Source organism: Kribbella sp. CCNWLW201, from assembly GCF_037203805.1.
GTDB lineage: Bacteria > Actinomycetota > Actinomycetes > Propionibacteriales > Kribbellaceae > Kribbella.
In genome coordinates this window covers 337,169-358,102 of sequence record NZ_JBBCBQ010000002.1, presented here as the reverse complement: position 1 = coordinate 358,102, position 20,934 = coordinate 337,169, and the positions used below count along the sequence as shown (strand labels likewise).

General features: G+C 67.6%; 25 protein-coding genes and 2 tRNA genes. 23 read left to right on the top strand and 4 right to left on the bottom strand.

Annotation, left to right across the window (positions count from 1 at the left end; translation table 11 throughout):
• Window positions 1-36: 36 nt before the first annotated feature.
• Entirely contained in the window at window positions 37-600 is a 564-nt protein-coding gene (locus tag V9K99_RS11440; protein WP_337003955.1) for a helix-turn-helix domain-containing protein, read from the bottom strand.
• A 39-nt stretch (window positions 601-639) separates the two neighbouring features.
• On the opposite strand from V9K99_RS11440, the gene V9K99_RS11435 reads away from it, so the two are divergent.
• The 3 genes from V9K99_RS11435 to V9K99_RS11425 are packed head-to-tail and all read left to right on the top strand — an operon-like array spanning window position 640 to window position 2,545.
• Window positions 640-1,161, top strand: a complete 522-nt coding sequence (locus V9K99_RS11435; protein ID WP_337003953.1) for a GNAT family N-acetyltransferase — start codon at window positions 640-642, stop codon at window positions 1,159-1,161.
• A 53-nt stretch (window positions 1,162-1,214) separates the two neighbouring features.
• Window positions 1,215-1,706: a GNAT family N-acetyltransferase gene (locus tag V9K99_RS11430; RefSeq protein WP_337003951.1), complete on the top strand. Its 492-nt coding sequence runs from the start codon at window positions 1,215-1,217 to the stop codon at window positions 1,704-1,706.
• Entirely contained in the window at window positions 1,706-2,545 is an 840-nt protein-coding gene (locus V9K99_RS11425; protein WP_337003949.1) for an alpha/beta fold hydrolase, read from the top strand. The genes V9K99_RS11430 and V9K99_RS11425 overlap by 1 nt, the downstream gene beginning before the upstream one ends.
• Here V9K99_RS11425 and V9K99_RS11420 read toward each other — a convergent pair.
• Window positions 2,535-3,431, bottom strand: a complete 897-nt coding sequence (locus V9K99_RS11420; RefSeq protein ID WP_337003947.1) for a M23 family metallopeptidase — start codon at window positions 3,429-3,431, stop codon at window positions 2,535-2,537. The two genes, V9K99_RS11425 and V9K99_RS11420, sit on opposite strands and share 11 nt — an antisense overlap.
• A gap of 371 nt (window positions 3,432-3,802) precedes the next feature.
• Here V9K99_RS11420 and V9K99_RS42730 point away from each other — a divergent pair, with 371 nt between their 5' ends.
• The 8 genes from V9K99_RS42730 to rpmG all read left to right on the top strand — a co-directional run bounded on the left by V9K99_RS42730 (window position 3,803) and on the right by rpmG (window position 7,571).
• A complete protein-coding gene (locus V9K99_RS42730) occupies window positions 3,803-3,877 on the top strand; it encodes a putative leader peptide (protein ID WP_370452436.1) in 75 nt (24 codons plus the stop codon).
• A 165-nt stretch (window positions 3,878-4,042) separates the two neighbouring features.
• Window positions 4,043-4,201 carry a hypothetical protein gene (locus V9K99_RS11415; protein ID WP_337003945.1) on the top strand — a complete coding sequence of 53 codons (159 nt, stop codon included), beginning with the start codon at window positions 4,043-4,045 and terminating at the stop codon, window positions 4,199-4,201.
• On the top strand, window positions 4,198-4,977 hold the full coding sequence (locus V9K99_RS11410; protein ID WP_337003944.1) for a DUF1684 domain-containing protein: 780 nt from the start codon (window positions 4,198-4,200) through the stop codon (window positions 4,975-4,977). Before V9K99_RS11415 ends, V9K99_RS11410 begins: the two co-directional genes overlap by 4 nt.
• Window positions 4,974-6,023, top strand: a complete 1,050-nt coding sequence (locus V9K99_RS11405) for an LLM class flavin-dependent oxidoreductase (protein ID WP_337003942.1) — start codon at window positions 4,974-4,976, stop codon at window positions 6,021-6,023. The genes V9K99_RS11410 and V9K99_RS11405 overlap by 4 nt, the downstream gene beginning before the upstream one ends.
• Window positions 6,024-6,070: 47 nt before the next feature.
• A complete protein-coding gene (locus tag V9K99_RS11400; protein WP_337003940.1) occupies window positions 6,071-7,015 on the top strand; it encodes an NAD-dependent epimerase/dehydratase family protein in 945 nt (314 codons plus the stop codon).
• 123 nt (window positions 7,016-7,138) lie between these two features.
• Window positions 7,139-7,211, top strand: a tRNA-Thr gene (locus V9K99_RS11395).
• A gap of 50 nt (window positions 7,212-7,261) precedes the next feature.
• A tRNA-Met gene (locus V9K99_RS11390) sits at window positions 7,262-7,335 on the top strand.
• Between the two features lie 68 nt (window positions 7,336-7,403).
• Window positions 7,404-7,571 (top strand): 50S ribosomal protein L33, encoded by a 168-nt coding sequence (rpmG, locus tag V9K99_RS11385; RefSeq protein WP_337003938.1) that lies wholly within the window; start codon window positions 7,404-7,406, stop codon window positions 7,569-7,571.
• Window positions 7,572-7,632: 61 nt separating this feature from the next.
• On the opposite strand, the gene V9K99_RS11380 is transcribed toward rpmG, so the two are convergent.
• Window positions 7,633-8,379, bottom strand: coding sequence for a hypothetical protein (locus V9K99_RS11380; RefSeq protein WP_337003936.1), 747 nt, complete (start codon window positions 8,377-8,379; stop codon window positions 7,633-7,635).
• Window positions 8,380-8,459: 80 nt separating this feature from the next.
• On the opposite strand from V9K99_RS11380, the gene V9K99_RS11375 reads away from it, so the two are divergent.
• From V9K99_RS11375 to V9K99_RS11320, 12 genes are all read left to right on the top strand, one after another.
• Complete coding sequence (locus V9K99_RS11375; RefSeq protein ID WP_337003934.1) at window positions 8,460-8,882, top strand: FAS1-like dehydratase domain-containing protein; 423 nt, start codon at window positions 8,460-8,462, stop codon at window positions 8,880-8,882.
• Window positions 8,879-9,286 (top strand): MaoC/PaaZ C-terminal domain-containing protein, encoded by a 408-nt coding sequence (locus tag V9K99_RS11370; protein ID WP_337003932.1) that lies wholly within the window; start codon window positions 8,879-8,881, stop codon window positions 9,284-9,286. Before V9K99_RS11375 ends, V9K99_RS11370 begins: the two co-directional genes overlap by 4 nt.
• The gene (locus V9K99_RS11365; RefSeq protein ID WP_337003930.1) at window positions 9,283-10,308 is read left to right on the top strand and encodes a UDP-N-acetylmuramate dehydrogenase; all 1,026 of its coding nucleotides are present in this window, start codon (window positions 9,283-9,285) and stop codon (window positions 10,306-10,308) included. The genes V9K99_RS11370 and V9K99_RS11365 overlap by 4 nt, the downstream gene beginning before the upstream one ends.
• A 153-nt stretch (window positions 10,309-10,461) precedes the next feature.
• Window positions 10,462-11,334 (top strand): DUF559 domain-containing protein, encoded by an 873-nt coding sequence (locus V9K99_RS11360; protein WP_337003928.1) that lies wholly within the window; start codon window positions 10,462-10,464, stop codon window positions 11,332-11,334.
• A 176-nt stretch (window positions 11,335-11,510) separates the two neighbouring features.
• Window positions 11,511-12,809: an ABC transporter substrate-binding protein gene (locus V9K99_RS11355; RefSeq protein WP_337322866.1), complete on the top strand. Its 1,299-nt coding sequence runs from the start codon at window positions 11,511-11,513 to the stop codon at window positions 12,807-12,809.
• On the top strand, window positions 12,809-13,765 hold the full coding sequence (locus V9K99_RS11350) for a carbohydrate ABC transporter permease (protein ID WP_337003925.1): 957 nt from the start codon (window positions 12,809-12,811) through the stop codon (window positions 13,763-13,765). Before V9K99_RS11355 ends, V9K99_RS11350 begins: the two co-directional genes overlap by 1 nt.
• Window positions 13,758-14,576 carry a carbohydrate ABC transporter permease gene (locus V9K99_RS11345; RefSeq protein ID WP_337003923.1) on the top strand — a complete coding sequence of 273 codons (819 nt, stop codon included), beginning with the start codon at window positions 13,758-13,760 and terminating at the stop codon, window positions 14,574-14,576. The genes V9K99_RS11350 and V9K99_RS11345 overlap by 8 nt, the downstream gene beginning before the upstream one ends.
• The gene (locus tag V9K99_RS11340) at window positions 14,573-15,946 is read left to right on the top strand and encodes a hypothetical protein (protein WP_337003921.1); all 1,374 of its coding nucleotides are present in this window, start codon (window positions 14,573-14,575) and stop codon (window positions 15,944-15,946) included. The genes V9K99_RS11345 and V9K99_RS11340 overlap by 4 nt, the downstream gene beginning before the upstream one ends.
• 19 nt (window positions 15,947-15,965) lie before the next feature.
• Complete coding sequence (locus tag V9K99_RS11335) at window positions 15,966-16,841, top strand: MurR/RpiR family transcriptional regulator (RefSeq protein ID WP_337003919.1); 876 nt, start codon at window positions 15,966-15,968, stop codon at window positions 16,839-16,841.
• An 11-nt stretch (window positions 16,842-16,852) separates the two neighbouring features.
• Complete coding sequence (locus V9K99_RS11330) at window positions 16,853-19,048, top strand: FAD-dependent oxidoreductase (protein ID WP_337003917.1); 2,196 nt, start codon at window positions 16,853-16,855, stop codon at window positions 19,046-19,048.
• 212 nt (window positions 19,049-19,260) lie between these two features.
• Window positions 19,261-19,491, top strand: a complete 231-nt coding sequence (locus V9K99_RS11325; RefSeq protein WP_337003915.1) for a hypothetical protein — start codon at window positions 19,261-19,263, stop codon at window positions 19,489-19,491.
• A gap of 5 nt (window positions 19,492-19,496) precedes the next feature.
• On the top strand, window positions 19,497-20,309 hold the full coding sequence (locus V9K99_RS11320) for a helix-turn-helix domain-containing protein (protein WP_337003913.1): 813 nt from the start codon (window positions 19,497-19,499) through the stop codon (window positions 20,307-20,309).
• Here V9K99_RS11320 and V9K99_RS11315 read toward each other — a convergent pair.
• Window positions 20,260-20,928, bottom strand: coding sequence for a 2'-5' RNA ligase family protein (locus V9K99_RS11315; RefSeq protein WP_337003911.1), 669 nt, complete (start codon window positions 20,926-20,928; stop codon window positions 20,260-20,262). The genes V9K99_RS11320 and V9K99_RS11315 overlap by 50 nt on opposite strands.
• Window positions 20,929-20,934 lie beyond the last annotated feature (6 nt).

Sequence of the window (20,934 nt, the reverse complement as noted above, 5' to 3'; positions counted from 1 at the left end):
GCCAATCACGCCGGACCCCTCTGTGTCCTTGAAGAACTATGAGCGGCCTTTGACCAGTGCGACCAGGTAGCGGCACGGAGCCGTCGACGGATTGTGGAACGTGGTGGCCGATGGCGGGCCGAGTTGGAGGCAGTCGCCGGTGTGCAGGTCGTGGATGACCGGGCCCTCGTGGAAGCGGAGGTGGCCGTCGAGGATCCAGATTTGCTGGTACTTGAAGATGTAGGCGTCAGCCGGGTACGAGACCGACGCGCCGGGTGGGAGCTCGACCTCGACCAGCTCCAGCGGGCCGTCGGTCGCCGGTGAGACCGCGCGGCGCAGGTAGCCGGTGACCGGGTCGGTCCACTCCGGCTGGTCGGCGCGGCGGCGGAGGAGGTCGCCCGTGTTCTCGGCGCGGGCGACCAGCTCGGACAGCGTCATGCCGAGGGCGCCGGAGAGCCGGCCGAGCAGTACGGCGGTCGGTTGCGCCTCACCGCGCTCGATCTTGCCGATCATCGCCCGGGACACCCCCGACCGCTCGGCCAGCGCGTTCACCGACAGGTCCTGCGCGATCCGGGCAGCCTGCACGGTCGCCGCGAGCGAGGCGGACAGTTGATCCAACATGCTTGCCACTATAGCGGCATCTATGGCTACTATCGTGACATGGCAAAAGTGAGAGACGCCTCCCCGCTCGATGGTGAGGCCTGCGCCGCGATCTACGCGCCCTATGTCACCGGTACGGCGATCACCTTCGAGATCGAGCCGCCGTCCGCGGCCGAGATGGCTCAGCGGATCGCTGACGCCCAGGCGACCCACGCCTGGATGGTGCTGGAGGACGAGGGCCGGGTGGTCGGGTACGCGTATGCCGGTCCGATGAAGCCGCGAGCGGCGTACCGCTGGGCCTGCGAGGTCAGCGTCTACCTGGAGCAGGGCCGTCGGCGGACCGGTGGCGGACGTGCACTGTACGAAGCCCTCTTCGAGCGCCTGATCGGGCGCGGCTTCCGTACGGCGGTCGCCGGTATGACGCTCCCGAACGACGCCAGCGTCGGCCTGCACAAGTCCCTCGGCTTCGAGGAGATCGGTACCTATCGCAACATCGGCTGGAAACTCGACGGCTGGCACGACGTCCACTGGCGGCAGCGTCCCCTCGCCGTACTCCCGGATCCTCCCGAGGAGACCCGTTAGCCGCCGGCTCGCCCGGCCGGAGGCTGACCTCGTCGGCGGGTGAAGATTGCCGGGTGACCGCCAACCGCCTGACCGTTCGCCGTGCCATCGAGTCCGATGACGCCGTACTCCTCCGGATCGACCAGACGTCCTGGGACGCCACCTCCGGCTTCCCGTCGTACGGGGAGAACAGCCGGGACAGCTTCTGGGCCCGCGGCGGTCCGGAGGACCACCTGGTCGCCGAGTACGACGGGCAGGTGGTCGGCTACCTCCGGCTGACGGACAAGTACTCGTACCCCGAGGGCAAGGGCGTCCTGGCCATCAACGGCCTCGCGGTCGCCCAGAAGTCCCGCGGCCAAGGCGTCGCCACCGCCCTGCTGGAAGCCGCCACCGCCGAGGGCAAACGCCGCGGCGCCCGCAAGATCAGCCTGCGCGTCCACGGCACCAACACTGTCGCCCGCCGCCTCTACGAACGCCACGGCTACGTCATCGAAGGCACCCACCACAACGAATTCCTCATCGAAGGCACCTACATCGACTCCATCGACATGGCAAAGATGCTGTGATGACGACGTTTGCTGCGCCGGACGGAGTTGAGTTGGCTTACCACTTGGTGGGGGAAGGGGAGCCGTTGGTTTGTGTGCCTGGGGGGATGTTGGCTAGTGCGTATTTGGGGGAGTTGGGTGGGCTCGCGCGGCATCGGCAGTTGGTGATGGTGGATCTGCGGGGGACTGGGGAGTCCGGTGGGCCGGGGGAGGTGGAGGACTGGCGGTGTGATCGGCAGGTTCGCGATCTGGAGGCGCTGCGGGAGCACCTGGGGCTGGAGCGGATTGCTCTGCTCGGGCACTCCGCCGGCGCCAGCCTCGTCACCAGGTACGCCGCTGCGCACCCGGACCGGATCACCAAACTGGTGCTCGCCACCCCGGGGACCAGGTCGGTGGGAATCGACATGACCGCCGAGCGGCGGCGGCAGGTGCTCGAGCGGCGTAAGAACGAGCCGTGGTACCCGCAGGTGTCGGCCGCCTTCGAGGCGATCCAGACCGGGGAGGGGGCGGACTGGGCCGCGCTCAACCCGATGTCGTACGCGCGCTGGGACGCCGAGGCGCAAGCCCAGCAAGCCTTCGAGGACAGCCTCGCCAACTACGAGGCCCTCGGCGTCTTCAACTCACCCGCCGCATTCGACCCGCCCGCGACCCGGGCCGCCCTGGCAAAGGTCGGAGCCCCGGCCTTGGTGCTGGCCGGGGCTCTCGACTGGGGTACTGACACCATCGCCGCCGAAGAGTTCGCCGGGGTGTTCCCCAACGCTCAGTTCGTGGTCCTGCCGGGCGTCGCGCATCACCCGTGGCTGGACGACGCGGACGCCTTCGTGACGACCGTGGCGAGGTTCCTCGGTACTACGGGTTGACGCCGTGATCGCGGAGCCACGGCTCCGGGTCGATCGGGTCGCCGCCACCCGGCAGCACCTCGAAGTGCAGGTGCGGGCCGGTGGTGTTGCCGGTCATGCCGATCGCGCCGACCTGCTCGCCGGCGCTCACCATGTCGCCGACCGAGACGTCGAACTCCGACATGTGGCTGTACGACGTGACCGTACCGTCGGCGTGACGGACCTTCACCTGGCGGCCGTACGCACCTGCGTACGCGGCCTGGATGACCTCACCGGCCATCACCGAACGAACCGGCGTACCGAGAGGTGCGGCGAAGTCGAGGCCGGTGTGGTTGCGGGCCCAGCGGCCGCCGGCCTGACCGAAGTGAGCGGTCAGGTGGTAGCCGGTGGTTGGGAGGACGACCTTGCCCTGCGCCTTCTCCTCAGCCTTGGCCTTGGCGATCGCGGCGGCCTTCGCCTCAGCCAGTGCACGGGTCTGGGCGGCGGCCTTCTTGGCGGCGGCTGCCTTGGCCGCGGCGAGCGCGAGGGCGCGGCGCTGGGTCAGCGTCGCGTTCGCGGCCAGTCGCGCGGCCCGCTGTTTGGCGGCCGCCTCCGCTCGCGCCTTGCGGTTCGCCTCGAGGGTGGCCACGTCGACCCGGGACGCGTCCCGGGAGCCGAGGTCACGCCGTTCGACCCGGGCCGCGGTCAGAGCGTCGGCCTGTGAGGGGCTCAGGCCGGTGCTCGACGGTGCGGAACCCATGGCCGACGAGGTGATGGCGATGCCGGTGGTGCCGGCTGCTGCCGCGAGCGCTGCGGTCAGACCGATCAGCTGGGTACGGCGGTTGGTACTTCGACGGGAGGAGCGGTGCTTGGCCACCCGGCGCGGGGCAGCCAGACGACGCGGTGCCGGCCGTTCTGCTTCCGGCACGTCATGGTGAGGGGGCACGGGGGAGGGGCCTTCCAGGAGGGGCGCGCCGCCAGGGAGGGGGTGCGACGCGTCCTCGACCATAACGAACAGGTCACGGAGCCCTCAAACGCGGATTGCGGGCAGATGAACAAAATCGCACACAGACGGTGAGTGCTTCCTGCCCCCGCGTAGAAGCTCAGGCGTGAACCGGACGACCGGATAGTTGAACGCGGACGTGATGCGGATCACGCCGCGGATGGCGCTGAGCAGCCCTTCGATACCGGTATAAGCCGTCCATATATTGAGAGGTTTGTCGATCAAGTTACTGAACTTTCAAAGTCGACCCATACTGGATTCACCGATCGATTCAGGAGCGACCGAGGAGGAAGCGGATGACACGCGAGTTGCCGTACTACCGCCTCCACATCGACCTCCTGCGCGTCTCCAGCGCCCTCTGTCTGCGCTGACCCGACAGCACTTTCCGTACGACGGCGTCCGGCCACCGGACGTCTGCCGCGCCGTGCCCGCATCCAGGGCGTCCGAGCGCCCGCGAAGCCTGCCCACCGCCAGGGAGAACCCGTGTCGACAACCTCGCTCACCTCCGCCCCGCATGCCGCCGACCCACCGGGACGGTGCTCGGGTTCGCGCTCGGTGCGGTGATCGCGACGATGCGGTTGTCGACCAGCCCGTTCCTGCAAGTAGTTGCCTGGGGCTACATCTGGGCGTTCCGCTCGATCCCGCTGATCGTGGCACACCGCGAGCAGACCACCCGAAAGGACCTGGCCTCATGACTGTCGTCTCCGACCTGGAACAGGACTGGCAGACCTGGCATGCCGCCCGCGAGCGGGACCTTGACACCGACTACGGCTGGCTCAGCATCGTCGCGTTCGATTGGTTGCCCTCGGCACCTGGTCTGATCCGCGGTCTGCCGGGCAAGTGGTGGGCCGACAGTGAGCGGGCGTACGTGAAGTCGGGCGGCGAGCTGACTCTCGGCGGTGAACCAGTGCAAGGCGAGACGTCGGCGAGTATGCCCGAGGCGGGCTCACTGAGTTGGCTGCTGTACGGCGACCGTCTCGCGGAGCTCGTGCTGCGAGGAGGACGGTACGCCGTTCGGCAGCGAGATCCACGTGCGTCGACCCGGCGTGGGTTCAGCGGCGTACCGACGTACCCACTGAACCCGGACTGGGTGGTGAGGGCGTACTACACGCCGTACCCGGAGCCGGAGCGGGTGGAGGTCGCCACAGCACGCGATGACCTGCGTCAGCACGTCACTGCGGTCGGCACTGTCCACGTGGCGCTGGGCGGGTCGGCGTACGAGCTGGTGGCGACGGCTGCCGGCAGTGGACGGCTCACACTGTCGTTCCACGACAAGACGAACGGCGAGGAGACAGCTCCCTGGCGCACGGTGACCACTGGGGTAGTGGAGAAGGACCACTCGGTCCTGATCGACTTCAACCGCACGATCAACCTGCCGTTCGCCTTCACGCAGTACGGCACCTGCCCGGCCCCGGTCCCCGGCAACCGCCTCGCCCTCCCCATCACAGCCGGCGAGAAGAAGGTCCGGTGAAGTTCTGTACCTACACGCTGATCGACAACTCCCCGGACCCGATCAGCGGGGTGCAGCTGACGCCGTACCAGCGGTTCCAGCACGTCGTGCAGCAGGCGCAGTGGGCGGAGGAGCTCGGGTTCGACGCGTACGGCGTCGGGGAGCGGCACGCACAGCGGTTCATCTCGTCGTCTCCGCCGGTGGTGCTGTCGTACATCGCGGCGGTGACGTCGCGGATCCGGCTGCTGACGACGGTCACCGTGCTGTCGCTGCTGGACCCGGTGCGGGTGGCGGAGGACTACGCGACGCTGGACCAGCTGTCGGGCGGGCGGCTCGACATCATCATCGGGAAGGGCAACGATCCGGACCAGAACGCACTGTTCGGCTACTCCCTGGAAGGGCAGTGGGATCGGAACCGGGAGAAGTACGAGCTGCTGCGGCGGCTGCTGCGGGAGACGGACGTGACGTGGTCCGGGGCCTACCGGCCGGCGCTGGTGGAGGCGACTACCCAGCCTCGGCCGTATCGCCCGAGCGGTATCCCGTTGTGGCACGGCTCTGCGTCGTCGACCGAGTCCACTGAGCTGGCTGCTCGCTGGGGCGACCCCTTGTTCTCGGCGAACGGGTTCCACCCGCTGACGAAGTACGCCGGCCTGATCCGCCACTACCGCGAGCGGTGGCAGGCGTACGGGCGTGACCCGGCCGATGCTGTGGTCGGGGCCGGCTTCAACGGGCTGTACGTGAAGAAGACCTCGCAGGAGGCAGTGGAGGGGTACCGACCCATCTTCGACGCGTTCATGGACTCACCGGGGGCTCGGCACAACCAGCTGCCGTTCCAGAAGCTGGAGGAGTTCCTGGCGGGTGGGTCGGTGCTGGTGGGGTCGCCGGAGCAGGTGATCGACAAGTTCGGCCGCTACCAGGAGGCCTTCGGCCACGAGCTGTCCGGCATATCGCTCGAGGTCGCAGGCCTCCCGGAGGAAGAGAACCGGGCCTCTGTCGAGACCTTCGTCACAGAGGTGATGCCGGTACTGCGAACGTCGTACCCGAGCCGGGTGTGGGCGTCTGCTTGACGCAGACAGTGCTTCACCGGGATCGGGGGAGCCGGTAGGACTGGGTCATGCGGATTGCGATTCTCGGTGGGACTCGGTTTATCGGTCGGGCTGTGGTGGAGCGGCTGGCGGGGGAGAGGCATGAGGTGCTGGTGGTGCACCGGGGTGAGCATGAGCCTTCCGACCTGGCTGCTGTCGCGCATGCGCATGTCGATCGGCACGACGGTCCGGCGTTGGCTGCGGCGCTGGAGCCGTTCGGGGTTGAGGGGCTGGTCGACGTCTCCGGGATGAACGCTGCGGCGGCCGAGGCGGCGCTGGGGGCGGTAGGGCCGTCGGTGAAGCTGGTGGCGATCTCCAGTGGTGACGTCTATCGCGCGTACGACGGTCTGCACTCGGACCGGACCACTGACGGGCTGCCGTTGACGGAGGACTCTCCGCTACGGGAGAGGCGGTTCGTGGACGGGCCGCAGTACGAGAACCTGGAGATGGAGGAGCGGTACCTGCCGCGGGGAGCGACCGTGCTGCGGTTGGGGGCGGTGTACGGCGAGCACGACTACCAGCGGCGGTTCGAGTTCGTCCTGCGGCGGGTGCGGGCCGGCCGGAAACGGATTCCGATCGGGTCCGGGCAGTTCCTGTTCAGCCGGGTGTACGTCGGTGATGTCGCGGCGGCCGTGTCACTCGCGCTGGCCGGTGACCATCGGGGTGAGGCGTTCAACATCGTGGAGCCGGTCACAGCGCCGTACCGGCTGTTCGCCGAGCAGATCCTGGCCGCGGCGGGTGGATCGGACGTCGAGCTGGTGCGGGTCCGGGACGACCTGCTGCCGGACGATCTATCACTCACCGGTGCAGTGGACCAGCATCTGCTGATGGACTCGTGGAAGGCGCGGACGGTGCTCGGATGGGCGCCTGCCGACCCAGTCGAGACCCTGCGGCAGTCGGTCCAGTGGCACCTGGAGAACCCGCCTGCGGACGCCTCGGACGACTTTTCCGCGGATGACGCCGTACTGGGCTGAAAACTGGTCGGGAGCACTCCGGGGAACCGGTATGCTTTCCGGGACGGACTGAGGGGCCTGCAGGGTGTGTCTGGCTCGATTTCACATCGAGGCAGCGGACCGTGTAATCTCTCTCCTCGGCCCGCCCCTTTAGCTCAGTCGGCAGAGCGTCTCCATGGTAAGGAGAAGGTCTACGGTTCGATTCCGTAAAGGGGCTCTGAGCACGACATCTCACCCGGTCCGCCGGGTGAGATGACGGACTCTCTCGGCGGGGTAGCTCAGGTGGTTAGAGCACACGGCTCATAATCGTGGTGTCGCGGGTTCGACTCCCGCCCCCGCTACCCACCAACGCGGTAACTCGAGAGTGCGATCACCCAAGTTGCGCACTCATGAACAAGAAGAGGCAGCAGTGGCCAAGGCAACCGACATCCGCCCGAAGATCACGCTGGCGTGCACCGTCTGCAAGGAGCGCAACTACATCACCAAGAAGAACCGGCGTAACGACCCGGATCGTCTTGAGCTGAAGAAGTACTGCTTCCGCTGCAACGACCACACCGACCACCGCGAAACCCGCTGACCCCAGCCACTTCGCGAGGGCCGCTTCGGACACCCGAAGCGGCCCTTTGCCGTGCCCGGGATCAGACCGTCAGGATCGGGCGCCCGCCCTCGTAGGCGGCCAGGCGCTCGTCGCGAGGGGTCAGGCAGCAGGAGCCGCAGAGGGTCTTGGGGGCGGCTTCGCTGGTGTAGTAGAGGCAGCAGGTGTTGCGGAGGTAGACGAGCTTGCCGGCTGCCTGCTCTACGTCGCCCAGCCGGGACAGGCCGCCGGGGGCTCTGGTGACGAAGGTCTGCCAGCGGTCCAGGAGGTAGGCGGGGGACACTGTCTCCTGCTCGCGGGTGGCGGCGCAGAAGCCCATCGCGCAGCCGGCCGCCACACCACCGTGGAGTTGGCGGAGGCCGGCTCGGGTCCGGCGGTGGAGCTCGGCGGACAGTGGTAGCAGGTGCTGCCGGAGCACCACGTCGTACAGGGTCTCCAGGCCGCCCGGGAGGTAGCGGGCGGAGCGTACGGCGACAGCGGCGAGCCCGTGGCCGTCGTGGGGGCGGACCCAGAGGTTGTGCGGGCGGATGTCGAGGACATGTCCCTCGAGGGCCCACAGCAGCAGGGCGGTCGCGGGGGCTCGGCCGGCGTAGAAGGACATGAAGCTGAGCGCGTTCGCGTGGGCCGAGGTGTGCCCGCTGGCGTCGTGGTCGCGCTTGAGGAGCTCGGTGAGCTCAGGGCTGTCCGGCTCCAGGACCCGGTCGACTCGGAGCCAGTCGGAGCCCGTCGGCTCCCCGATTTCGAGTTCGTACCGAGGCGCGTACCTGGCCAGCGCCGTCACTGCCGTCACGTTCAACCTTCCCCAGTTCGGTCTCACAGTGAGTGGGTAGCGGCACTCCGCGCCCAAGTCTGCCAGTAGGGTTACCGGATATGACGATCGACGCCACGATGGTCGGCCGGAGCTACACGGCCGCCGAGTCCTACCAGGTCGGCCGGGAGAAGATCCGCGAGTTCGCCGACGCGATCGGCGATGCCAACCCGGCGTACCGGGGTGCTGACGCGATCGCACCGCCCACCTTCGCCTTCATGCTCGGCAGCCGGGCGCTGGAGCAGCTGCTGAACGACGAGGAGCTCGGGCTGCGGCTGGACCGGATCGTGCACGGTGCGCAGAAGTTCACCTACACCCGCCCGATCAAGGCCGGCGACGACATCGCCGCGACTGCGACCATCACCACCGTGCGCAAGGCCGGTGACGTCGAGGTGATCATGTACGAGACCGCCCTGACCACTGTCGATGGCGAGCCGATCGCCACCTCGACCTCCACGATCTCCCACAACCGGGCGGACGCATGAAGACCGCTGAGGCCGGCCTCGAGCTGGCGCCGCTGACTGTCACGTTCCGGCGTGAGGATCTGGTCCGGTACGCGGGCGCCAGCGGGGACTTCAACCCGATCCACTGGAGCGACCGGATGGCGGCCGCGCTCGGCCTGCCCGGGGTGATCGCGCACGGCATGCTCACCATGGCGTCCGCGGTCCGCGTCGTGACGGACTGGCTCGACGACCCGGCCGACCTGGTCGAGTACGGCGTACGGTTCACCAAGCCGGTCGTCGTACCTGATGACGACAAGGGCGCGAGCGTGACGTTCTCGGCCAAGGTGGACAAGGTCGCGGACGGGCTGGCCGAGATCGACATCACCGCGATCGCCGGCGAGGAGAAGGTCCTCGGCCGGGCCAGGGCGGTCGTGCGCGTCCAGTGAAGACCCACGTACGCCTGGCCGACTTCACCACCCTGCGGATCGGGGGGCTGGCCGACAAGCTGGTCGAGGTCACCACCGAGGACGACCTGGTGACCGCCGTCCGTGACGCCGACGCCGCCGGGGAGCCGGTGCTGCTGCTGTCCGGCGGGAGCAACGTGGTGATCGGCGACGACGGGTTCCGCGGGACCGTGATCAAGATCGCCACCCGCGGGATCCGGGTCGACGCGGACATGTGTTCCGGGGCGATGGTCCACATCCAGGCCGGCGAGGACTGGGACGCGGTGGTCCAACGGGCGATCGCCGAGGAGTGGAGCGGCCTGGAGTCGATGTCCGGCATCCCGGGCCTCACGGGCTCCACACCGGTCCAGAACGTCGGCGCCTACGGTCACGAGGTGGCCGAGACGATCGCGTCGGTCCGGGTCTGGGATCGGGTCGACAACCAGGTCCGGACGATCTTCGCGGCCGACTGCGGCTTCAGCTACCGGAACTCGCGCTTCAAGGCCGATCCGTCGCGGTACGTCGTACTCGAGGTGGCCTTCCAGTTGAAGCTCGGCGACTTGTCCGCGCCGGTCGGGTACGCCGAGCTGGCTCGTGTACTGGATGTCGACCCAGGATCGCGCGCGCCGATGACCGACGTACGCGAAGCCGTCCTTGGGCTGCGGCGCGGCAAGGGGATGGTCCTGGACGAGGCCGACCACGACACGTGGAGCGCCGGGTCGTTCTTCACCAACCCGATCCTCGACACGGCGTCCGACGTACCGGCCGGTGCGCCGCAGTGGCCGCAACCCGACGGTCGGGTGAAGACCAGCGCGGCCTGGCTGATCGAGCACGCAGGTGTGCCGAAGGGCTTCGCGATCGGCGCCGCGTCGGTGTCCACCAAGCACACGCTGGCGCTCACCAACCGGGGCAACGCGACCGCCAAGGAGATCCTCGGTCTGGCCGCCCACATCCGCGCCCAGGTCCAGCAGGCCTTCGGCATCACCCTGGTCAACGAACCCGTCCTGGTGAACTGCACCCTCTGACCCGTACCGAAGGACGGGTAGTAGTCCTCGCTCGATCGGTTCGCGGCGCAACGCCAGGCGTTGTCCGAGGTGCCGAGCGGGAACTACTACCCGTCCTTCAATCCCTGTGGATAACTCCCGCAGGAAACTCCCGGACTCAGGCAGCATCTTGGGGTGGCGTCCGTTGTGGAAGTGTTGGTCCGGCATGGCGGCTGGGCGACGTCCGCCGAGCTGGTTCGGGCGACCTCCCGGCGCGCGCTGGCGGCCGCACTCCGGAACGGCGACGTCGAGCGGCTCACGCGGGGGATCTACGGGATGCCCGGCCTCGCGGTGGAGCTGGCCGCGGCGATCGCCTACGACGGAGTCATCTCGCACACATCTGCGGCCGCTGGCTGGCAGTTGCCGCTGCTCGTCGCGCCGCCGAAGCCGCACATCACCTTGCCGATGAACCGCAACGCCCGATCCGGACCGCCTGCGGTCTTGCACTGGGGCACCACCGCACCGGCTGACCGGAGCCGGCGCAGGACCTCGTTGCTGCGAACCGTCCTGGACTGCGCGCGGATCCTGCCGTTCGGTGAGGCGCTCGCGGTGGCCGACGCAGCGCTCTCCCGGGGGCGGCTGGCTCATGAAGAACTACAGGCCGCGGCGATCGCGATGCGGGGGCCAGGTAGGCCGAACGCGGTCCAGGTCGCAGCGGCTGCCAATGGCCACTCCGAGAGCTTTCTCGAGTCGATGCTACGCAGCCTGCTGGTGTCGGCCGGTATCGACGGATTCGAGCCGCAGGTCCTGGTCGACCTAGGCGGCTTGAGGGTGCGGGTCGACCTGGGGCACCGGCTGGCGCGGGTGGCCTTGGAGGCTGAGGGCTACGAGTTCCACGGCTCGGCCGGGGACTTCGCCGCCGACTGCCGCCGGTACGACGACCTCGTCGCGGACGGTTGGCTCGTCCTGAGGTTCACCTATCAGCAGGTGCTGGGTGATCCGGACTGGGTGGTCGCGACCGTCCGGAGTGCGGTTGCGCAACGGAATGGCGTACCGACGAACGGGTAGTCGTGCCCGGCTGATCATTCAGTCCACCGCGGTTGCGGCACAGAGGAGGCCACGGACGGGACTACTACCCGTTCGTCGGCACGCATCCCCCGCCGTCCTGAAAAAGATTTGCACCAGGACTAGGCAACACCCGCCACTCTCGCTAATCTTTTGCGCAATCTGGCGGGAGGTGGAGTGTGAGGCGCAAAGGATTTTCACGGCGGGAGGTGCTCGCCGGGCTGGGCGCGGCGGCGGCCGCGGCGGTCGTGCCGGGGTGTTCGTCCGGCGGTGCGCGGTCGAGTGCGCTGCAGGTGTGGGGCGGCGTACCGGCCGCGTCCGGCCCGGCGGTTGTGGTCGAGGCGTTCCAGCAGAAGTTCCCGCAGTACAAGGTGACCTACACGCGGTTCGTGAACGACGCTCGCGGCAATCTGAAGCTGGACACCGCGTTGCAGGGCGGACTCGACATCGACGTGTACTTCACCTATTCGCAGGCGTCGATGGCGCTGCGGGCCGGGTCCGGACTGGCGGCGGACCTGACCGACCGGGTCACCGCTGACCCGGACCTGAAACCCTTCCTGGACACCGTCCAGCCGCGGGCGTACATCGAGAACGGCAAGGTCAAGGCCCTTGCCACCGCGCGCGAGCCGAACTTCGTCCTCTTCAACGAGAAGCTCAGACAGCAAGCCGGCGTCGAGTTGCCGCGGCAGTGGACGATCGAGGACTACCGCCGTGCCGCCCAGCGTCTGACGACCGGGAAAACGATCGGTGCCTACAGCATCCCCGACGTCGCCCGGATCGCCCTCGGCCCGAACTACTGGTACGACGGCGATCACTCGAACTTCGGTGATCCGCATTTCGAGCAGGGCCTGCGGCTCGGCCAAGACATGATCGCGGAGGGGTCCGCGTTCCCGTGGAGCGAGGTGCTGTCGCGGAACCTGAACGCCTACCAGCAGAACTCCTTCCTCCGTGAGGAGTTCCACCTCTGGTCGACCGCACCGTTCAACCTGCGGTACCTGTACGACCCGAAGAAGTACCCGCACGACTTCAAGGTCTCGTTCGCACCGCCGCCGACGGTCGACGGCAAGGACTGGAACGGCGGCAGCTACAGCAACTTCGTGATGATCAACCCGAAGTCGCCGAAACTCGAGGCGGCCTGGGAGTTCGTGAAGTTCTGGGTCACCGAGGGGTCCACGCCGATGCTCAAGGCCGGCAAGCTGCCCACCCTCGGCAACGTCACCGACGACCAGGTGATCACCGGCATGCTCGGCAAGGAGCCGGACACCTTCTTCGACGTCGAGTCGTTCCGTCGCGTCGTCCTGGACGCGGAACCCAAACTCGCCACCGACACCCGGCTGACCGGGTTCCCCGAGATCAGCCTCGCGGTGAGACAGCAGACCGACCTGTGCTGGCTGGGCGAGAAGGATCCGGGCGTCGCCATTCGTGAGGTACGGCGGCTCGCCGACGCGGCGATCGCCCGTAATGAGAGGAGGTCCTGATGGCCACCGCCACGGTCGCGACGGCTGAGGAAACCGTCGCCAAGAGCCCTGAGCCGTCCGGCCGGACCGGGAAGGCGTCCGGGATCAGGCCGGGAGGCTGGATCGGGTTCCTCTTCATCGCGCCGAACCTGCTCGGGGTCGTCGCCTTCACCCTGATCCCGCTGATCAGCGTCATCGTGCTCGCCTTCACCGACTGGAACCTGGTGTCCGGTCTGGGCGGCATCACCTTCAACGGTCTCGACAACTTCGTCGCGATCGCCCAGGACCCCGGCTTCTGGCGGGCGGTCGGCCTGACCCTGGTGTACGTCGGGGTGAGTGTCCCGCTGACCGTCGTACTCGGGCTGGCGCTCGGGATCGCGCTGAACCGGCCGCTACCGGGTCGCGCCGTACTGCGGGCGATCTTCTTCCTGCCGTACATCGTCAACGTGGTCGCGATCGGGATGACCTGGTTGATGCTGATGAACCCGAAGGCCGGTCTGGTCAACCAGGTGCTCGACGTGTTCGGTCTGCAGCCGGGGTGGTTCGCGTCATCGCATTGGGCGCTGCCGGCGTTGATCGTGATGGCGGTCTGGGGTGGTGTCGGGTACTGCTCACTGATCTATCTGTCGGCGCTGCAGGACGCGCCGCGGCAGTTGTACGAGGCGGCCGATATCGACGGGGCCGGGGTGTGGGCGAAGTTCCGCGTGATCACCTGGCCGTCGTTGCTGCCGACAACGATCTTCTTGCTGGTCACGCTGATCATCGGTGCGTCCCAGGGTTTCGGGCTGATCGCGCTGATCACCGCGGGCGGTCCGGGTGACTCGACCACGACGATCTCGTACTACATGTACCAGACGGGCTTCCAGTTCTACCGGTTCGGCTACGCGTCGGCGATCGGCCTGGTGACGTTCATCGGCGTACTCGCGCTGACCCTGGTGACCTGGCGGGCCCAGCGAGGGAGAGCTCTCCATGACTAAATCGAAGTGGCTCTGGGGTATCCCGTTGTGGATCCTCGCGATCGCCTTCCTGGCGCCGTTCGCGTGGATGCTGTCGACCGCGCTGAAGGCGGACGTGGACGCCTACCGGATCCCGATGCAGTGGATCCCGGATCCGTTCCAGTGGGACAACTTCAGCACGGTGTTGAGTGGTGCGACCTCGGTGCTGCCCGCGTTCGGCCGGTCCGTCTTCGTCGCCGTACTGCGGGTGGCCGGGGAACTCGTCACCGCGACGATGGCCGGCTACGCGTTCGCGCGGTTGTCGTTCAAGGGCCGGGACAAGTTGTTTCTGCTCTATCTCGCGACTGCGATCATCCCGGCGCAGTTGCTGCTGGTGCCGCGGTTCATCTACTTCCAGAAGCTCGGGCTCTACGACACCCTGTGGGCGCTGATCCTGCCCGGGATGTTCACCGTGCTCGGCACCTTCCTGATGCGCCAGTTCTTCGTCAGCCAGCCGGCCGAGTTCGCCGAGGCGGCCCGGATGGACGGCGCGAACGAGTGGCAGGTGTTCACCCGGATCTACTTGCCATTGGCAACACCGGTGATGAGTGCGCTCGGCATCCTGGCGTTCGTCTGGTCCTGGAACGATTACGAGACGCCGCTGGTGCTGATCAGCAACCCGGATCGCTACACGCTGCCGCTCAGCCTGACCGACTTCGTCGACGAGCAGGGCCAGATCGCACCCGGCCTGACCATGGCCGCGTCGGTGATCTCGATCGTGCCGGTATTGATCGTCTTCATCCTTCTCCAACGCCGGTTCATCGCCGCGATGACTCATACGGGGATCAAATGAATGTTTCCGGTGTCTTCCCGCATCTGGCTCAGATCGGCGATTTCGGTCCGCCGCGCAGTGAGCTCGGCGTCGGTTCGCTGATGCCGTGGAACGGGAAGCTCTACGTCCAGAACTACAACTCGCACAAGGCGCCCTCCGGTGCGGGCGTGAGCCTGCGCCGGATCGAGCCGGACCTGTCGATGGAGATCGTGCCCGAGACGCTCGGCGTGGACGGCACCTACACCAACCGGTTCGTGCACTTCCCGACCTCTCAGTTGGTCCTCGGGCCGCACGTGATCGGTGCCGACCACAAGATCGTCACGATCCCGGAGTTGCAGCCACTGCGGGTCTGCGGTACGTCGCGCCACCTGACCAAGCCGGACACGCATGTCTACGTGCTCGCCATGGAAGGTGAGCTGCTCGAGCTCGACCTGACGACGTACGAATGCACGCAGCTCTTCGACCTCAACGACGAACTCGGCACCGACGGCGAGATGCGGGTCCACTACAAGGACTGCTACACGTCGTTTGGCCAGCTCGTCGTCTGCTCCAACGAGTACTCCGAGCCCGAGTGGGCCGGTGAACGGTCGCGTGGCCGGTTGGCGGAGTACGACGGAACCTCGTGGCAGGTGCTCCGGGAGGACCCGTTCACCGCGATTGGCGGCCGGCACGAGTTCGGCGGGACGATCTTCGCCGCGGGCTGGGATCGCGCGTCGGCGATCCTCGAGGTGTTCACCGAGGCAGATCAGAAATGGACCCGCTACCGGCTGCCCAAGGCATCGCACTGTTTCGACCACAAGTGGCAGACCGAGTGGCCGCGGATCCGGGAGGTCGAGCACGAGCGGCTGCTGCTCGACCACCACGGGATGTTCTACGAGCTGTCGCCGTGGGCGTACGGCGGCAGGATCTGGGGCGTCCGGCCGATCTCGACCCACCTCTGGGTGCTCGGGGACTTCTGCTCCTGGCGCGGGATGCTCGTCGCCGGTGCGGACAACGCGTCACCGAGTCATGGGCTCAACCCGACCACGGCGGAACCACAGTCCGGACTGTGGTTCGGAAAGACCGACGACCTGTGGAACTTCGGCAAGCCGGCCGGGTGGGGTGGCCCGTGGTGGGAGACGCCGGTGGTCGCAGGTGAGCCGTCGGATCCGTACTTGATGACCGGGTTCGACGCGAAGTGCCTGCATCTGGAGAACTTCTCCTCGCGGCCCATGGTTGTGACTGTGGAGATCGACTTCCACGGGCATGGGCGGTTCGGCGCAGTCGAATCGTTGACCGTGGAGCCGGGACAGGTTCGGACGCATGTGTTCCCGCCTGGGTTCAGCGCGCACTGGGTGCGGGTGGTGAGCGACGCCGACGGTGTGGCGAGCGCCCAGTTCGTCTATACGTGATGATCGCGGGGTGGAAGCTATGGACAGAGCTGGTAGCCCGAGCCCGTTGCAGCTGGTCAAGCGCGCGATGCCGGAGTTGCACGGCGCGATGCAGCGGGTCGCCGAACACATCCTGGCGAACCCGGACGAGGTCGCGCGCGGGTCGATCACGAAGCTGGCCGAGGCCGCGCAGACCTCGGCCGCGACAGTCACCCGGCTGTCCACACAGCTCGGATTCGCCGGGTATCCGGCGCTCCGGGCCGCGCTCGCGATGGAGATCGGCCGCGGGATGGAGGCGGGCTGGGCGAGTGACATCGGGATGGCCATCGGCCCGGCGGATCCGCCCGAGCAAGTCCTGAACGTGCTCGCGTCGACCCAGGCGAACGCTTTGCGGAACGCGTTGGCGGCGATCGACCTGACCGAGGCCACCCGTGTCGCCGATGCGATTGCGGGCGCTCGCCGTACGCATATCTATGGGGAGTGGGGGGACGCGATCCCGGCCAGGGAGCTCTACATCCGGTTGCTGCGGATCGGCATCCCGGTGTGGTTCTTCGACGGACCGCAGTCGTCCCAGATCGGCGCGGGACTGCTCGGGGACGGCGATGTCGCCTTGGTCGTCACCCGGTCCGGCGTTGACCCGACGACCCTCGAGTACGTCCGCCGGGCCGGCGCCGAGGGTGCGCTGACGGTCGCGATCACCGGTGAGGTCGACTCCCCGATCGCCCGGCTCGCCGACGTCACCCTCGACACCGGTACGCCGGACGGCACCAACTGGACCGAGTTCTTCGCCGGCCGGGCCAGCGACGTACTGACGGCCGGGCTGCTGTTCGTCCTGGTCGCGCAGCGCGTCCCCGATCACCTCACCGCCAACCACCCGAACGGTCCGGGGCAACCCGTCGTCCATCCAGACACCTGAAAGGTCCCTCTATGCAGCAGCTCGACGTCCATTCCGATCTGACCGTCGTCGGCGGCGGCCTCGCCGGAATCTGCGCGGCGATCGCCGCGGCCCGGCAGGGGAGCACGGTGGCCCTGGTCCAGAACCGGCCGGTGCTCGGCGGCAACTCCTCCAGCGAGGTGCGGGTGTGGGTGTGCGGGGCGACCGCGCACGGCGTCCAGCACTTCGCCCGCGAGACCGGGATCATGGGCGAGCTGTTCGTGGAGAACCAGTACCGGAACCCGGAGGGGAACCCGTACTACTGGGACCTCGTCCTGCTGGAGGCGGTCCGGGCGGAGCCGCGGATCTCGCTGTTCCTGAACACGGACGTGCGGACGGTGGACGCCTCGGACGGGATGATCCGGTCGGTCACCGGGTGGCAGATGGGGTCGGAGAAGGTGATTCGGTTCGTGAGCCCGGCGTACGCCGACTGCTCGGGCGACGGACTGATCGGTTTCCTTGCCGGGGCAGACTTCCGCACCGGGCGCGAGCCACGATCCTTGTACGGCGAATCGTGGGCTCCCGACGTCCCGGACGGGAACACGTTGGGCAGCACGATCCTCTTCTACACCAAGGACACCGGGGGGCCGGTGCGGTTCGTGCCGCCGTCGTTCGCGCGCGACATCACCGAGACCGCGATCCCCACCCGGCGGATCATCCGGTCCGATCTGAACGGGTGTTCCTACTGGTGGATCGAGTGGGGTGGCGAGCTGGATGTCGTCGACGACAACGAGCGGATCCGGGACGAGTTGCAGGCCGTTGTCTACGGGATCTGGGACTACATCAAGAACTCCGGCTTGTTTGACGCTGAGAATCTGACCCTGGAGTGGATCGGGTCGGTACCGGGGAAGCGCGAGTACCGGCGATTCCTGGGGGATCACGTGCTGACGCAGCACGACGTACTCGGACAGACTTTGTTCGAGGATCGGGTCGCCTTCGGTGGGTGGTCGATCGATCTGCATCCGCCTGGCGGGGTGTATTCCTCCGAGCGCGGCTCGAAGCATTGGCATCCGGACGGGAACTATCACATCCCGTTGCGCTCCCTGTATTCGCGGAACGTGTCGAATCTGTGGATGGCTGGGCGGAACATCAGCGCCAGTCACGTGGCCTTCGGTACGACGCGGGTGATGGCGACGTGCGCCGTACTGGGGGAGGCCGTTGGGATCGCGTCGGCCGTTGCGTTGGGCAACGGGTTGTCACCGCGGGAGCTGGCGACCGAACGGTTCGAGCTGATGCGGCGGGCCTTGCAGCGGGCGGATGCGTCGGTCCTGGGCGTCATCGACGACGATCCAGCCAACCTCGCCCTGGCCGCCACTGTTTCGGCCTCCTCTACGCTTACCCACCCGGCGGTCGAAGTCTCCTCCGGGATGTTGCCGCTGACCACCGACATCGCGATGGTGCTTCCGTCGCCGAATGGTTTGTCGCTGCTGGTGGACGCCTCGGTGGATACGTCGCTGACGGTCGAGCTCCACGATCCGTTGAAGCCGCAGAACTACCTGCCGCTGGCTCTTCTCGACACGTGCACGGTGCCCGTCGCGGCTGGTGAGAAGCGATGGATCGACGTACCCCTCGAATGGCGCGACGGCAACGCGATCGTCGTACTGCGGCAGAACTCGGCCATCTCCGTCCACACGGCCAACACTGCTCTGCCCGGCACGATCTTCTTCGCTCATCGCGACCCGGCGCCGGACGAGCAATGGACCGAGCAGTTCCGCTCCTGGAAACACATCCTCCCGCGCGCCGGCCTCTGCCTCCGGCTCGGCGACACCTCGGCGTACGCCGCCTCGAACGTCGTCGGCGGCTACTCCCGCCCGTACGGCGGCCCCCAACTGTGGTCCTCCGAAGACCTCGCCTGGGACCCCGAACCCTGGATCCAGCTCACCTGGCCGACCCCCGTCGACCTCACCGAGATCGTCGTCATCCTCGACGCCGACGTCGAAGAAGACCTCATCAACCTCCACCACCACCGCACCCCCTTCGACGTCCTCCCCACCCTCCTCCACACCTACGTCCTCGAAGCCCGAACCGACGACACCCCCTGGCAACCCATCGCCACGGTCGAGGACAACCACCACCGAACCAACCGCCACCACGTCTCCATCTCAGCAACCGCCCTCCGCTTGAGAGCCGTCGCAACCAACGGCACCCCCCGGGCCCACGTCGTCTCAATCCGCGCGTACGCCAGCTAGCTCAGGGAGCCCTCTGGGACAGCCATGGGACGGCATTTGCCCTGTTTTCGCAGGTCAGGCGCCTACAGCCGCACCAACAGGCGCACCGGGCAGGGAAAAAGCGCACCAGATCGGGCCTTCTCCGGCTTTACCACTCCTGCTAACCCTCTGTAGCTTCCTGTGTCGAAGGGTGTTGTGCATGTGCAAATGCACGTGCAGATTGGAGTGGATCCATGTCAAGAAGCCCCCAGGCCGCCCGCCCGAAGCGCGCGCGGACACCGGTACTGGTCATCGTCATCCTCGTGCTGAGGCTGGCGGTCTTCGCCTCGGTGATCGGTCTTGCAGTCGAGCTGATGCGCGCTGGAGAGGACCTCCCGACGGTGAGTAGTTCCCTTGCAGCGCTCGTCACGGTGGCCGCGGCGGTCAGCACTGCCCTGACCGTCGGTGTCGCCGGCCGTCGGTGAGTCAAGTGGCAGCCGCGGAGTCGTGGGTTGCCCCGCAACCGCCTGACTACTATCTGCGGGCCTTCGCGCAGCTGCTCAAGGCTGTGCGCGTCGATGCCCGCGTGAGCGTGCGCGACCTGGGCGATCGGTGTGGCTACGACCACAGCCGCGTGGTCCGTGCTGCCGGTGGCAAAGAAATGCCCAACTGGCCGTTGACGCGTGCGTACCTCAAGGGTTGCGGCGTCAGTGGCGACGCGCTCAACGGCTGGTGGGTTCTGTGGGACGCGACCGGCAAGGCCGAGCGAGAACGCCGGCTGCGGCCGGAGCCCAGGGGCGTGCCGGAGGTGATGTTCTGGCAACGCATCGACCAGCAATGGCGGGAGGGTCTGCTGGCGCTCGATCGGCGTGACTCGTTCGTGCAGACACTTCGGTCGGTCAACTCGCAGAAGGACTTCGGCGCCGCTCTGAGTGCGTTGGCCAGCCGGTCGGGCTGCGACTCACTGCGGAAGATGGCGGAACGCACCGGGTGCTCGAAATCCAGCCTGCAAGGCTGGATGTCGGGCCAACGCAGAATCGATGCGACCCGTCTCGACGTACTGGTCGAGGCGCTCGGTGCGACGCCTGATGAACGGCATGAGTTCGCCGAGGCGCTGAAACGGGCGGTCGGTCTGCGCTGCGACGCCGTCCATCAGGCGACGGAACTGCGCTGCCTCCTGGGCGAGTTCCACAAAGGCAAACACCGTACGGCGAGAGGCGACGTCTGGCTCGACGACGGAGTGCTCGACGGTGTCATCCGCGATATGTGGAGGAATCCCGGCGACTGGCCTCATGAGCGCTAGCGACCTGCTCCAGGGGCACGGTGGTGTGCGGGGTCCAGGCGTAGTGGTGATGGGTCCGGACAAGGGTCACCAGGGAGACGGTGGTGATGCTGAGCGCCGTGGAGACCGGTGCATGATCCAGTAGCCGGGCCGCCAGTGGCGCGGCCGGAGCGGCATGGTTGCTATAGGCAAGGGCTAGGTGGGGATCGAGGCCGGGAAGCTCCGGAACCGCGTCGTCGCCCCAGATGTCGGTGAAGGCGGCCCGAATCAAGTCACGCAGATGCTGCAGAGGTTCGGCCGGGCGGACCGGGAGCTGGATGGATTCGGGGCCGAGGGTGGCCGGGCCGATGGTGACCGGGAACGGCTCGACGACCGCGAGGCGAGGGCGGGTGGCATCGACGATGTCGGCCAGATCGGCGTCCGGCACGCGGTCGGTGAAGCCGACACCCTGCAAGGACAAGTGCAGCCACTCCAGTGGGACGGGCGTGAATCCGGGGAGGTCATCGAACAGATGTGCGTACGACGCATGCAGCGCGGCGATCTCCGGCCGATCGGCGAACGTGACCTGCCAGGTGTAGAAGGAACGGCCGTCGCGCCATCCCGGCCGCGAGGCCCAGTAGTCGCGGACTTCGTCGAACAACGTGAT